We start from the raw sequence: 13,742 nt of genomic DNA, 5'->3' as shown, positions 1-13,742 counted from the left end.
GGCTCGCTCCCACAGGGGATGTGTGTGTTTAAGCCGCGATTGCGGGTCGCATTGGTGCTTGCTGCATTTCCGGAATCGCCCCGAACAACGCCTTCTGCACCGCCTGCTGCGCTTCGAACGCCAGCGCCGCACGTTCCCGGTCCTGGCATTCGATCGGCTTGAGCAGATGAATTTCCACCTCACCCCGATCATTGGCGAACAAGCGCATCAGGTGCGAGAGCAAATCATCATCGCCAATGAACGGTGCCAGGGTATCGAGCTCGCCATTGCGCAGATAACGAATCGCTACCGGTTGCAACGCCACTTCGGAATCGATCGCCGCGGACAGCAAACGACCATGAAACGTGCGCAGCGAGCGGCCATCGGTGGTCGTGCCTTCCGGGAACATCAACAGCGGATGTTCCTGCTCCAGATGACGGGTCATTTGTTTGCGGATCAACTGACTGTCACCTGAACCACGGCGAATGAACAGGCTGCCGGCCTTGGCCGCCAACCAGCCCGCCACCGGCCAGGTGCGCACCTCGGCCTTGGACAGGAACGACAGCGGCGTGAGCATGCCCAGCAACGGAATGTCAGTCCAGGACACGTGATTGCTGACCCAGAGCATCGGTTGCTTGGGCAACTCACCATGCACGGTCACGCGAAAGGGCAGGGCATTGCTCAGCCGCGCCATGAAAAACCGCGACCAGCGCTGGCGACGGACCATCGAATGGGCAATCCCCAGTCGCTCGAATAATCCGAACACACTGGCCATGCTCAAGCCCAGCGTCACCACTAAAAGCACTCGCGCAATTCGCGCGTACACCCGCAAGCGGCTCATTACACAGCCGCCTTGAAGTGCTTGGCGTAGCGCGGGCACAGCTCGTCGCGCTTGAGCAGGATGAACACGTCGGCCACCTGGAAGTCTTCGTCCCAGCACGGCTCGCCACAGATTTTCGCGCCCAGGCGCATGTAGGCCTTGAGCAGCGGCGGCATTTCGGCGATGACATTGGACGGAATATCCAGCGTCGGCAGTGGCTTCTTCGGTTCGGCGCGCAGGTGTTCGGTGCACAGGTAGCGTTCGCGCAGGCGCTGCATGATCGCGTGGGCCTGAATGCCGCCGTCCTGCATCGGAATGCTCGCGCAACCCATTAAATAGCTGTAACCGCCCTGGTTCAGCACTTCGGCCAGTTCACCCCAGAGCACTGCGATAGTGCCGCCGTTGCGGTAGGCCGGGTCGACGCAGGTGCGACCGATTTCCAGGATCGGGCCTTTCAGATGGACCAGGCCATGCAGGCTGAATTCTTCTTCGCTGTAGAACTTGCCCAGGCTGCTGGCCGCTGTGTGGTCGAGCAAACGGGTGGTCGCCACCAGGCGCCCGGTGTTCAAGTCACGCACGCCGATGTGGGCACAGTGAACATCATAGTCATCCATGTCCAGACCCAGCTCCGCGCCTTTCAGCTTGGCGTTGAATTCGCCGCTGAACACGTTGAAGCGCAAGGCCTGGGCTTCCTGCAACGCCTCGGCGCCCACCAGGCGTTCGGCTTGCAGGCGGCGTTCATTGCCGGTGTCGCTGATGCGGGCGATCTGAGTCATTGTGAGTCTCCGTACGGGCTGGCCACCCGTCTTGGGTTGCAGCCGATCGACTTTCTTTATGCAGCCGTGTTGTGCAAAGTCAGGCTATGTAGCCCCGGTGTCATCGCCATGAAGCTTTGGTGATGCTTATATGACAGCCCACGAGGAGCCTCTTATGCCTTGGCAATCCCTGTTGAAACGTCGCGATCGTCTGCCCGCCAATCCTGATCTGGGCGAAGGCTTTGCAACCTTGTTGCAACAATTGGGCGCGGTGTCGCCGTTCGAATTGGCGGTGGCCGGCGGACGGCTGATGGCGACGCCGGGGCTGGCGTTTCTGGTGGGTTATCAGGCGGCGTTGCGCATGCTCTGGCCGAGCGCGCCACTGAGCCTCGGCGCGCTGTGCGCGACCGAACAGCGCAGTTTGCGGGTGGCGGACATGCAGACCCGGCTGCGCGATTTGCACCTGAACGGGCGCAAGGACTTCGTCACCGCTGGCGATTCCGCCGACTGGCTATTAGTCGCCGCACGCAGTGAAGAACCCGGCGAAGTGCCGCGCTTGAACCTTGCGGTGGTTTATCCCGGCGAACCGGGTGTGCGTCTGGAAAAGCTCGCGCCGATGCCTCTGATGCCGGACATAGGCCACGGCCGGTTGTTTCTCGATAACGCGCTGTGCGAATTACTGGCGGGGGATGGTTGGGATGCTTACGTCAAACCGTTCCGAACCCTTGAAGACACCTATGTGCTGAGCGCCATGACCGCTTGGCTGTACGGCGTGGGCCAAGACAGCGACTGGCCGCAATCCTTGCAACTGCGCTTGCTCGCCCTGCTGGCCGGGTGCGCGGAAGTCAGCCGCCAGGCGCCGAACAATCCGGCCGGGCATGTGTTGCTGGGCGGGTTGTTTGCGCAGTTCGATGGGCTCAAGGCTGAAGTGAATCAGGCCCTGGCCGATGGCCCGCCAACATGGGCGGCGATGTGGCAGCGCGATCAGACCGTGATGGATCTGGCGGCAGGGGCGCGGGGGAAGCGGTTGACCAAGGCGTTGGCGGTGTATTGACGGGCCTCATCGCGAGCAGGCTCGCTCCCACATTGGATTTGTGTCGTGCCGCAGATTTGTGCTCAACACAGCCCTCCTGTGGGAGCGAGCCTGCTCGCGATAGCGATTCCATGGGCGACACAAATTCCAAAACTGTCATCAAGCTCGACTAGGCTCTGCAGGTTCATCCCTCCGAGCGCCCCTCATGTTCAAAGGCTTGTCCCTGATTGTCATGCTGCTGCTCAGCCTCACGGCCCAGGCCGAAAACTGGCCGGCCGAGCAATGGTCGCCCGGCCCGAAAGTCACCGGGCCGGCACTTCAGGCCCTGGAGAGTTACGCCTTCCCACCCCGCGACGATGCCACTCACCAAGGCATTCGCACCGATGCCTTGCTGGTGATCCGCGACGGTCAACTCGTCTACGAACGCTACGCCGGCCCGACCACTGCTGAAACACCGCACCTGACCTGGTCGATCAGCAAAAGCTTGATGGCCGCGGTGCTCGGGGTGGCCTATGGCGAAGGGCTGTTCAAACTGCAGGACCCGGCGGTGAAGTTCTATCCACCGCTGGAAAAACATCCCGCCATGACCATGGCCGACCTGTTGCACTGGGCCTCGGGCCTGGACTGGCAGGAAGACTACGAATACGCCCCATTGAAGTCCTCGGTGGTGGCCATGCTTTACACCCGTGGTCACCGCGACATGGCCGCGTTCACTGCCGACCACGACGAGTACGCCAAACCCGGTCAGGCATTCCGCTACTCCAGCGGCGACAGCAACCTGCTGGCGGCAGCGCTGAAAACCATCGTCGGCCCGGCCCGTTATCCGGATTATCCATGGACCGCGCTGTTCGAACCCTTGGGGATTCGCAGTGCGGTATGGGAAGCGGATGCCACGGGGACGTTTGTCGCATCGTCCTATGCCTACCTCACCGCCCGGGATCTGGCGCGGGTCGGCCTGTTGATGGCGCGCGACGGTCGTTGGCGTGAGCGGCAATTGCTGCCCAAGGATTGGGTCGACTTCAGTCGCGAGCCTTTCGCCCGCTATCAAGCCAACCAGGATGAAGCAGTGCCCGGCGGTCACTGGTGGCTCAATCGCGCGGTGGATGGCGCGACACAACCTTGGCCCGATGCCCCCGTCGATACCTTCGCCGCGCTGGGTCATTGGGGGCAGGCGATGTACGTGATTCCCAGCGAGAAGCTGGTGATCGTACGTTACGGCGATGATCGCGATGGCAGGTATCGGCACAACGAATTGCTCAAACTTGCGCTCAAGGCGTTTGCCATGAAGGTGCAGCCATGAGCCGCCGTTTTATTCGCCGTCGGCCATTCAGCACGCTGTTGCTGGTGCTGCTGATCGCCTTGCTTGGCTGGATCTGGCAGGAGCGGGTGGCGCTGTGGGCCTTCCCCGACATCATCAGCGCCTACACCGCCAAGGAATACTGTTCTTGCCGCTATGTGATGAGCAATCCGGCCGAGTATTGCCAGAGCTATGTGAAGCAGTATTTGCCCACCACAGGGTTCGTCGATGACGCCGTGAACAAGCGCGTGACGGTTGGTGGTATGGGGCGCAGCAATAGCGCTGCTTGGGTTGGTGAACGCCAAGGCTGTCGCCTGCAACCCTGACAGTGGTCAGTTTTTTTGTGGCGAGGGAGCTTGCTCCCGCTCGGCTGCGAAGCAGTCGTAATGCCAGTGGCCGAGGTCTGACGGGAAGAACTCATTGTCTGATTTTGGGAGCGCTTCGCACTCCAGCGGGAGCAAGCTCCCTCGCCACAAAGGTTAGGTTGGAGTAACAGAAAGTTTGCAACCTGCCTCAGGCCAGTTAAGGTTCGCTCAGGTTTATCTGCCCATGAGTCTCTATGTTCAACCGCTTTGTCTGCAAAACCCTCGCTTTCCTGCTGCTGGCCGGTGTCACCGTGTCGGCCCAGGCCAATTGGTATCTGGATGGCGAGTCCTCGCGGCTGTCGTTCATCAGCACTAAAAACGCGAACATCTCCGAAGTGCAGCGCTTTCTGGTGCTGCACGGCAAGGTCGATCCCAAAGGCCTGGCGCAGGTGGAGGTTGAAATGGAGTCGGTCAACAGCGGCATTCCGCTGCGTGACGAGCGTATGCGCAACGAACTGTTCGAGATCCAGACGTTTCCTGAAGCGCTGATCACCACGCAAATCGATCTGCGGCCGATCAACGACCTGGCGCCGGGTGCGCAACTGGAGTTGCGCTTGCCGCTGACCGTCAACCTGCATGGCAAACAACACCAATACAACGCCGAACTGCTGGCGACCCGTCTCGATGACCGGCGCTTTCAAGTGGTGACTCTCGAACCTTTGGTGATCAGCGCTGAAGATTTCGACCTGGCCCCGGGCCTGGAAAGTTTGCGCAAGGTTGCCGGTTTGTCGGCCATCAGTCTGTCGGTGCCGGTGGGTGCGGTGCTGATTTTCACGGCGCGCTGAGATGCGCGGCGCAATTTTCCCGTGGCGCGAAGGCAACCGCTTTGAGCTGCTGATCGACGGCCCGCAGTTTTTTCCGCGAATGCTGGTGGCGATTGCCCGCGCCGAAGAACAAGTTGAACTGGAGCTGTACCTGGTGGAGGCGGGAGCCTGCGCCGAGGCCATGGTTCAGGCGCTGGTCCAGGCTGCCGAACGCGGTGTGCGAGTGCGTTGCCTGTTCGATGACTACGGCAGTCTGGCCTTTACCCTGACTTTGCGTCAGCGCCTGATGGCTGCCGGTGTCGAGTTGCGTTTCTACAATCGCCTGAGCTGGCGACGCTGGGTGGGCAACTTTTATCGCGATCACCGCAAGCTGCTGCTGGTGGATCAATGCCTGGCGGTGGTCGGCGGCACCGGGGTCACCGATGAGTTCTGGACGCCGGGCGAAGACACCAGCGAATGGCACGAAGTGATGGTGGAAATCGGTGGCCCGCTGGTGCTCGACTGGCAGCTGCTGTTCGACCGCCAATGGATCGCCAACCGCCATCGGCGCGCCTGGAAACCCACTGCGCACTTCGGTTTGCCACGCCTGCCGCGAGTGCCGGCCGTGGGCGAGGGCATGGGCCGGGTCGCTTATGCCGACGCCCGCCAACACCGCGATATTCTGCAATCGCTGGTTCGCGCGCTGAACAGCGGCCAGCGCCGAATCTGGCTGGCCACGCCGTATTTTCTGCCGACCTGGAAAGTCCGCCGCTCACTGCGCCGGGCGGCGGCTCGTGGCGTCGATGTGCGTCTGCTGCTGACCGGGCCGCGCACCGATCACCCGTCGGTGCGCTACGCCGGGCATCGCTATTACCCGCGACTGCTCAGGGCCGGGGTGAAGATCTTCGAATACCAGCCGTGTTTCCTGCATCTGAAAATGGTGTTGATCGATGACTGGGTGAGCATCGGCTCGTGCAATTTCGATCACTGGAATCTGCGCTTCAATCTGGAGGCCAACCTCGAAGCACTGGACCCCGGACTGACCCGGGCGGTGGCGGCGAGTTTCGAAAATGACTTTGCCCTGAGCCAGGAAGTCAGCCTCGAGGCATGGAAGCGCCGACCGTTGTGGCGGCGGGTCAAGCAACGGGTATGGGGATGGGTGGATCGGCTGGTGGTGAATCTGCTGGATCGGCGGGACTGAGCCCAATTTTCCCAACACCGCAAAACCAATGTGGGAGCGAGCCTGCTCGCGATGAGGCCATAACATTCAGCATCTATGTTGAATGTTATGCCGCTATCGCGAGCAGGCTCGCTCCCACAGTTTTATTGCAGTGTGTCAGGGGTTACAGCAACTCAAAGCTCTGCTGCGTCACGTCCTGGGAGTCCAGGCCGATCTGCACGTTGAACTTGCCCGGTTCCGCGGCGTACTTGAGCTGGGCGTTGTAGAACTTCAGGTCATCCTCGGTGATGGTGAAATGCACGACTTTCTGTTCGCCGGCCTTGACCAATACTTTCTGGAAGTTCTTCAGTTCCTTGACCGGGCGGATCATCGAACCGGTCACGTCCTGGATGTACAACTGCACCACGGTTTCGCCGTCACGCTTGCCGGTGTTCTTCACCACGACGCTGGCGTCGAGCTTGCCGGTCTTGTTCAGTGTGGTCGACGACAGGGCCATGTCGGTCAGGCTGAACTGGGTGTAGCTCAGGCCGAAGCCGAACGGGAACAGCGGCCCGGTGGTGTCTTCGAAATACTGCGAGGTGTAGTTGCCCGGTTTGCCCGGGGTGAACGGCCGGCCAATGCTCAAATGGTTGTAGTACGTCGGAATCTGACCCACCGAGCGCGGGACGGTGATCGGCAGTTTGCCCGACGGGTTGTAGTCGCCGAACAGCACGTCAGCAATGGCGTTGCCGCCTTCGGTGCCGCTGAACCAGGTTTCCAGAATCGCGTCAGCCTGCTCTTTCTCTTCGAGAATCGACAGCGGACGGCCATTCATCAACACCAGCACCAGCGGTTTGCCGGTGGCTTTCAACGCCTTGATCAGCTCGCGCTGGGCGGCCGGGATGTTCAGGTCGGTGCGGCTCGACGATTCGTGGGACATGCCACGGGATTCGCCCACCGCTGCCACCACCACATCGGCCTGTTGCGCGGCTTTCACCGCTTCAGCGATCAACGCATTGGCCGAGCGCGGATCATCCACCACTTCCGGTGCATCGAAGTTGAGGAAGTTCAGGTAATCGAGGATTTTCTTGTCGCTGGTGATGTTCGCGCCACGGGCGTAGATCAGCGTCGACTGCGCGCCAAGCGCACTGGTCATGCCGTCGAACAAGGTCACCGATTGCTCAGGACGGCCAGCAGCAGCCCAACTGCCCATCATGTCGATCGGCGCCTTGGCCAGTGGACCGACCAGAGCGATTTTTGCGGTTTTCTTCAGCGGCAGGGTGTCGCCCTGGTTCTTCAGCAACACCAGGCTGCGACGCGCCACATCACGGGCCTCGGCACGGTGCAGGCGGCTTTCGGCGTAGGTGTCGGCCGGGTCATCCTCGGCCTTGCCGATGCGCAGGTACGGGTCCTTGAACAGGCCCATGTCGTACTTGGCGGCGAGCACTTCGCGCACGGCGTTGTCGATGTCTTTCTGTTCGATCTCACCAGCCTTCAACAGCCCCGGCAGTTCCTTGCCATAGAGGGTGTCGTTCATGCTCATGTCGATGCCGGCCTTGATCGCCAGCTTCGCGGCTTCGCGACCGTCAGCGGCGACGCCGTGCTTGATCAGCTCGAAAATCGCCCCGTGATCACTGACCGCCAGGCCCTTGAAGCCCCATTCCTTGCGCAGCAGGTCGTTCATCAGCCAGGTGTTGGCGGTGGCCGGCACGCCGTTGATCGAGTTCAGCGCAACCATCACCCCGCCGGCACCGGCGTCAATCGCCGCACGGTACGGTGGCAGGTAATCCTGGTACATCTTGACCGGGCTCATGTCGACGACGTTGTAGTCGCGACCGCCCTCGACCGCGCCGTACAAGGCAAAATGCTTGACGCTGGCCATGATGCTGTCGGCCGCGTTCGCGCCTGAGCCCTGGAACGCCTTGACCATTACGCCGGCGATCCGCGAAACCAGGTAGGTGTCTTCGCCGAAGCCTTCGGACGTGCGGCCCCAGCGTGGGTCGCGAGAGATATCGACCATTGGCGCGAAGGTGATGTCGAGGCTGTCAGCTGCCGCTTCCTGGGCGGCGATGCGCCCGGAGCGACCGATGGCGTCCATGTCCCAGCTCGAGGCCAGGGCCAGCGGAATCGGGAAAATGGTCCGGTGGCCGTGGATCACGTCATAGGCGAAGAACATCGGGATCTTCAACCGGCTGCGCATGGCCGCATCCTGCATCGGACGGTTTTCGGCGCGGGTGATCGAGTTGAAGGTGCCGCCGATATTGCCGGCAGCGATCTCCTTGCGGATCATCTCCCGCGGCATTTCCGGGCCGATGCTGATCAGGCGTAACTGGCCGATCTTTTCATCGAGGGTCATTTGCTTCATCAGGTGGCTGATGAAGGCGTCCTTGTTCTCTATAGGTGCGGGCGTCGTGGCGGCCAATACGGTATGACTGGCCAGGCTGACGAACAGGCCCAGCAAACACAGCTTCTTCATGAATTGTTTTCTCAAAAGCCTAAACGGCAGTGAATACGCGCCGGTCAGCCAAAATTTAGGGAGCGACTATTGTTGTTCAGGTAAATGCAGACACACTTGCGCAGTGTGTCAGCGCTGGGCCATCTTTTAGCCCATTGGCTCGTTGCAATCCAGTAGCGGCGCCGATTATGCCCCAAGAGCCGGGTTCAAAGTTCGCAGGTTGTTTCATCAACGGAATGTGCAAGGGAGCATCAACCAGATGAATGTACGACATCACTATCGGTCGAGCCTGCAGGTTGCAGCCTTGATGTTGCTGACAACACTGCTGGCCGGCTGCGGCATCAACAATATCCCGACCCTCGACGAACAAGCCAAAGGCGCCTGGGGTCAGGTGCAGAACCAGTACCAGCGTCGCGCCGACCTGATTCCCAACCTGGTGGAAACCGTCAAGGGTTATGCCCAGCATGAGCAAGATACCCTGACCGCGGTGATCGAAGCCCGCGCCAAGGCCACGTCGATTCAGGTGGATGCGAGCACGCTGGATAATCCGGAAAAACTCAAACAGTACGAGCAGGCGCAGAATCAGCTGACCGGCGCGCTGAGTCGGTTGATGGTGGTGTCCGAGCGCTACCCGGACCTCAAGGCCAACCAGAACTTCCTGGCGCTGCAATCGCAACTTGAAGGCACCGAGAACCGCATCGCCGTGGCGCGTCGCGACTTCATCCTGGCGGTGCAGAAATACAATACCGAGATCCGCACCTTTCCCGGTCGCCTGTGGCACACCGTGATGTATAGCGATCTGCCAATCCGCGAAACCTTCGAGGCCACCAGCCCCGGCGCCGAGAAAGCGCCTGAAGTGAAGTTCCAGTAAGCGCCGGAACGGGCTTGAAGCGTCACCAAGGATGAGGTTGCCAATGCGCGTGTTGAAAGTGGGCCTGGTGCTGGTGTTCTGGGTGTTTGCCCTGACGGCCCAGGCCGAGTTGAAGTTCCCGGAATTGACCGGTCGGGTGGTGGACAACGCCCAGATGATCGAGCCTGCGGTGCGCGAGCAACTGACGCAACAGCTCAACGCCCACGAAAAAACCACCGGCGAGCAGTTGGTGGTGGTCACGTTGCCGGACTTGCAGGGCACCGACATCGCGGATTTCGGTTATCAGCTGGGACGCTACTGGGGCATCGGCCAGAAGGACAAGAACAACGGCGCGTTGCTGATCGTTGCGCGTGCCGAGCGCAAGCTGCGGATCGAAGTCGGCTATGGCCTGGAAGGGCGCCTGACCGATGCGCAGAGTTCGGTGATCATCAATCAAGTGATCACGCCCGCCTTCAAGGCCGGTAACTTCAGCAAAGGCATCAGCGACGGGGTCGCGGCGATGCTGGTGGTGCTGGGCGGCAATCCGCTGGATGAACCGTCGACGGTGTATGAACCGCGTGGCGATCAGGAGAGTGATTTCGTTGAGCGGCATCCGGGGTTGTTCGTGTTCCTGGTGTTGCTGTTTATCCTGACGATCTTCGTCGGCCAGATGTTCGGTATTCTGCCAAGCGGAGGAGGCCGTGGCGGCTCGGGAGGCGGTTTCGGCGGCGGAGGTTTTGGCGGCGGTGGCGGCGGGGGCTTTAGCGGCGGCGGGGGCAGTTTCGGGGGCGGCGGTTCGTCGGGCGGCTGGTGATCACACTGCAGGTAACACAACAACAATAGCGAGCAGGCATTCATAAACATGGCATTACTGACTGAACACGAACAACGCAAAGTCGCCGAGGCGATTGCCCGGGTCGAACGCGATACCGACGCCGAACTGGTGACGGTGCTTGCGGCCCGCGCCGACGATTACGCGTATATCCCGCTGCTCTGGGCCAGTCTGCTGGCGCTGGTGGTGCCGGGTATCGTGCATTACCTGACGGGCTGGCTGACCATGCACAGCCTGTTGCTGGTGCAATGGCTCAGCTTCATCGTGTTGTGCCTGGTGTTCCGTATTCCGAAAGTCACCACGCGCCTGATCCCGCGCTCGGTCCGTCACTGGCGCGCGTCGAACCTGGCGCGTCGGCAGTTCCTGGAGCAAAACCTGCACCACACCGTGGGCAGCACCGGCATGCTGATTTTTGTCTCCGAGGCCGAGCGCTATGTGGAGATTCTGGTGGATGAAGGCATTTCCAAACGGCTGGACAACAAGAACTGGGACGCGATTGTGGCGGCGTTTACGCAGCAGGTGAAACAGGGGCAGACGTTGCAGGGGTTTGTGACGTGCATCGAGGCGTGCGGCGAGTTGCTCAAAGTGCATGTGCCGGTGACCCATGTGCGCAATGAATTGCCGAATCGGTTGGTGGTGTTGAGCTGACGCCATTTCCAGCCTGAGGCACTTTGTTTGAGATGCTTTTGTGGCGAGGGAGCTTGCTCCCGCTGGGCTGCGAAGCGGCCCCAAAATCGGTAAACGCACTCCATCAGACACACCTCGTTGTCTGCCTGGCGACTGCTGCGCAGCCGAGCGGGAGCAAGCTCCCTCGCCACAGAATATTTGCCGTTTGGCAAATAACAGTGTTCCTCAACTCCATCCCCCCTAAAATACCCTCCATTCCCCGATTCGCACCGTCCGAGGCCGTTTTTTCCCATGTCTGTCACCGCCACTCCCGCCAGCCTCGCGCCGGATCATCACGCCCAGTTCATCGACCTGCTGCAAACCAGCCTCGATCAGAACGCGTTCATCAAACTGGTGCTGGCCAAGTACGTCGGTGGCGAAGCGGACTTGCAGCGGCTGATCATCAAGCAACTGACGGTCAAGGATCAGTCATGCCTGTCCTTCGTCTACCGCTACAAGACCCGCGACATCACCAAAAACCTGCCGCTGGCCGAAGGCGTGGCGACCATTGCGGCGCTGTTGCCAGCATCGTTCAAAAATGCGCATTTACTGTCATTGACCGACGAAGCTCAGCTCGAATACAGCAAAAAGGGCAAATCTTCGCTGTTCAAGAGCAAACCTCAGCAATTGCGCGAAGTGCCGTCCGCCGAGCACAACCGCGAGAAGAACCGTTTCCTCGACCTGAGCCGGCCGTTTCTCAAAGACCTCGGCGTGACCAACGCGCAGCAGGAGCTGATCCCGGCGATGTCGCGCAAGTGGAAGCAGATCAACAAGTTCATCGAAGTCTTCAGCCATGCGCTGACCTCGTCGCCGCTGGCGCTGGACAAACCGGTGCGAGTGGCGGATTTCGGCTCGGGCAAGGGCTACCTGACGTTCGCGATCCACGACTACCTGCGCAACACCTTGAAGGCCGAGGGCGAGGTGACCGGCGTCGAGCTGCGCGAAGACATGGTCAACCTGTGCAACAGCGCGGCGGCCAAGCTGGAGCATCCGGGGCTGGTATTCAAATGCGGTGATGTGCGCAGCGTCGCGCCGAGCGAGCTGGACGTGATGATCGCGTTGCATGCCTGCGACATCGCCACCGACTACGCGATTCACACCGGCATTCGTTCCGGCGCTTCGATCATCATGTGCTCGCCGTGCTGCCACAAGCAGATCCGCCTGCAGATCCAGAGCCCGGTGCTGCTCAAGCCGATGTTGCAATACGGCCTGCACCTGGGCCAGCAGGCGGAAATGGTCACCGACAGTTTGCGCGCACTGTTTCTGGAAGCCTGTGGTTACGAGACCAAGGTCTTTGAGTTCATCTCACTGGACCACACCAACAAGAACAAGATGATCCTGGCGGTCAAACGCGCCGAACCGGTAGACCCGGCTCAGCTGTTGGTGAAGATCCAGGAACTGAAGGATTTCTACCACATCAGCGAACATTGCCTGGAAACATTGCTGCGGGCCGACGGCCTTCTCTAAACCTGTGGGAGCGAGCCTGCTCGCGAAGACGGCTTAACTGTCAGCATAAATGTTGAATGTCATGGCCCCTTCGCGAGCAGGCTCGCTCCCACATGGGGCTTGATTGCGGTCTTGCGCCCCAACATCACCGTCACGATCACCCCGCCCGCAAACAGCCAGGTCATCGGCTCGACATGCTCACCGAAGAACAACGCCGAAAACGCGATCGTGAAGAAGATCTGCAGCAACTGGATCTGGCTGACCCGGGCAATGCCGCCCATGGCCAGCCCGGCGTACCAGGCAAAGAACCCGATGAACTGTGAAAACAGCGAGACGTAACCAAACGCCCACCAGGTTTTCGCTGAAATCTCGCCCTGATGTTGCAGCGCCAGGTACAGCACCGGCCCGATCAGCAGCGGCGTCGACAACACCAGCGCCCAGCAGATCACTTGCCAGCCACCCATCTCCCTGGCCAATCGGCCGCCTTCGGCATAACCCAACCCACCCACGGCAATCGCGCCGAGCATCAGTAAATCACCGGCCTGAATGCTGCCCGCGCCGCTGATCAGCGCATAACCGAGCACCAACGCACTGCCCAACGCGGCGCAGGCCCAGAAGGCTTTCGACGGACGCTCATGGGACAGCCACGCGGCATACAGCGCCACACACAGCGGTTGCAAGCCGTTGACCAGTGCGCCGTGGGAAGCGGGCAACGTCTGCATGGCCCAGGCCGACAGCACCGGGAAACCAAGGATGACCCCGGCGATCACCAGCGTCAGGCCTTTGACCTGCTTCCAGGTGGGCCACTTTTCACGGTGCCACAGCAACAGCAACGCCGCTGGAATCGCCGCGAACAGCGCACGGCCGAGGCCGTTGAGCAGCGGATGAAGTTCCTGCACGACGATCCGTGTGAAGGGCAGGGTCAGGCTGAAGATAACGACGCCGAGCAGGCCGAGGGCCATGCCAGTGTTTTCGCGCGAGGACATGATGGGTGACCAGAATTCAGGATGGCGGGAAGTTTCTTTATCTAGCCATAAACCGCAGGCGCTGCTCTGTTACAGATAGGCGCAGAGTTATCCGTACAGTTGGGGGTAATGCCCCCAACCGTAGGAGCTGCCGAAGGTTGCGATCTTTTGATCTTGCCCCTGGATACCGCCAAAAGATTGCAGGCTTCGCCAGCTCCTGCTGGCCGTGCACATCGGCAAATCAAATGATCACCACTCCAAGATCAAAAGATCGCAGCCTTCGGCAGCTCCTACAGGTGATCAGCGTAGTAGTCGGGTATTACCTGACATGCAGATTAAGGACTACCTTGAATACTCCTGCATGCCCACGCATTTTC

At 60.6% G+C, this 13,742-nt stretch carries 13 protein-coding genes; 9 read left to right on the top strand and 4 right to left on the bottom strand.

Annotation, left to right across the window (positions count from 1 at the left end):
* Positions 1-28: 28 nt before the first annotated feature.
* Both BK662_RS29670 and olsB read right to left on the bottom strand, forming a co-directional pair.
* Positions 29-820, bottom strand: coding sequence for a lysophospholipid acyltransferase family protein (locus BK662_RS29670; RefSeq protein WP_123360503.1), 792 nt, complete (start codon positions 818-820; stop codon positions 29-31).
* Positions 820-1,575 (bottom strand): L-ornithine N(alpha)-acyltransferase, encoded by a 756-nt coding sequence (olsB, locus tag BK662_RS29665; RefSeq protein ID WP_007903792.1) that lies wholly within the window; start codon positions 1,573-1,575, stop codon positions 820-822. Before olsB ends, BK662_RS29670 begins: the two co-directional genes overlap by 1 nt.
* Before the next feature lie 154 nt (positions 1,576-1,729).
* Here olsB and BK662_RS29660 point away from each other — a divergent pair, with 154 nt between their 5' ends.
* The 5 genes from BK662_RS29660 (at position 1,730) to BK662_RS29640 (ending at position 6,193) form a co-directional block, all read left to right on the top strand.
* Entirely contained in the window at positions 1,730-2,608 is an 879-nt protein-coding gene (locus tag BK662_RS29660; RefSeq protein ID WP_123360501.1) for an acyl-CoA dehydrogenase middle domain-containing protein, read from the top strand.
* A 184-nt stretch (positions 2,609-2,792) separates the two neighbouring features.
* The gene (locus BK662_RS29655; protein WP_123360499.1) at positions 2,793-3,887 is read left to right on the top strand and encodes a serine hydrolase domain-containing protein; all 1,095 of its coding nucleotides are present in this window, start codon (positions 2,793-2,795) and stop codon (positions 3,885-3,887) included.
* Positions 3,884-4,210, top strand: a complete 327-nt coding sequence (locus BK662_RS29650; protein ID WP_123360497.1) for an amidase — start codon at positions 3,884-3,886, stop codon at positions 4,208-4,210. The genes BK662_RS29655 and BK662_RS29650 overlap by 4 nt, the downstream gene beginning before the upstream one ends.
* A gap of 233 nt (positions 4,211-4,443) precedes the next feature.
* Positions 4,444-5,034 (top strand): YceI family protein, encoded by a 591-nt coding sequence (locus BK662_RS29645; protein ID WP_123360496.1) that lies wholly within the window; start codon positions 4,444-4,446, stop codon positions 5,032-5,034.
* Between the two features lies 1 nt (position 5,035).
* Complete coding sequence (locus tag BK662_RS29640) at positions 5,036-6,193, top strand: phospholipase D-like domain-containing protein (protein WP_123360494.1); 1,158 nt, start codon at positions 5,036-5,038, stop codon at positions 6,191-6,193.
* Positions 6,194-6,335: 142 nt separating this feature from the next.
* Here the strand turns inward: BK662_RS29640 and bglX are convergent, their stop codons facing one another.
* Positions 6,336-8,627 carry a beta-glucosidase BglX gene (gene bglX, locus BK662_RS29630; RefSeq protein WP_123360493.1) on the bottom strand — a complete coding sequence of 764 codons (2,292 nt, stop codon included), beginning with the start codon at positions 8,625-8,627 and terminating at the stop codon, positions 6,336-6,338.
* Positions 8,628-8,865: 238 nt separating this feature from the next.
* Here bglX and BK662_RS29625 point away from each other — a divergent pair, with 238 nt between their 5' ends.
* The 4 genes from BK662_RS29625 to BK662_RS29605 all read left to right on the top strand — a co-directional run bounded on the left by BK662_RS29625 (position 8,866) and on the right by BK662_RS29605 (position 12,421).
* A complete protein-coding gene (locus BK662_RS29625; protein ID WP_048393987.1) occupies positions 8,866-9,477 on the top strand; it encodes a LemA family protein in 612 nt (203 codons plus the stop codon).
* A 43-nt stretch (positions 9,478-9,520) separates the two neighbouring features.
* A complete protein-coding gene (locus tag BK662_RS29620; RefSeq protein WP_123360491.1) occupies positions 9,521-10,270 on the top strand; it encodes a TPM domain-containing protein in 750 nt (249 codons plus the stop codon).
* A gap of 48 nt (positions 10,271-10,318) precedes the next feature.
* Positions 10,319-10,936 (top strand): TPM domain-containing protein, encoded by a 618-nt coding sequence (locus BK662_RS29615; RefSeq protein ID WP_007903764.1) that lies wholly within the window; start codon positions 10,319-10,321, stop codon positions 10,934-10,936.
* A gap of 270 nt (positions 10,937-11,206) precedes the next feature.
* Positions 11,207-12,421, top strand: coding sequence for a class I SAM-dependent methyltransferase (locus tag BK662_RS29605; RefSeq protein WP_123360489.1), 1,215 nt, complete (start codon positions 11,207-11,209; stop codon positions 12,419-12,421).
* A gap of 59 nt (positions 12,422-12,480) precedes the next feature.
* Here the strand turns inward: BK662_RS29605 and BK662_RS29600 are convergent, their stop codons facing one another.
* Positions 12,481-13,386: a DMT family transporter gene (locus BK662_RS29600; protein WP_123360488.1), complete on the bottom strand. Its 906-nt coding sequence runs from the start codon at positions 13,384-13,386 to the stop codon at positions 12,481-12,483.
* Positions 13,387-13,742 lie beyond the last annotated feature (356 nt).

The organism is Pseudomonas frederiksbergensis, assembly GCF_003732275.1.
Taxonomy (GTDB): Bacteria; Pseudomonadota; Gammaproteobacteria; order Pseudomonadales; family Pseudomonadaceae; genus Aquipseudomonas; species Aquipseudomonas frederiksbergensis_H.
Note: the sequence above shows the minus strand (reverse complement) of the source record. Positions and strands in the feature narration are given on the sequence as shown.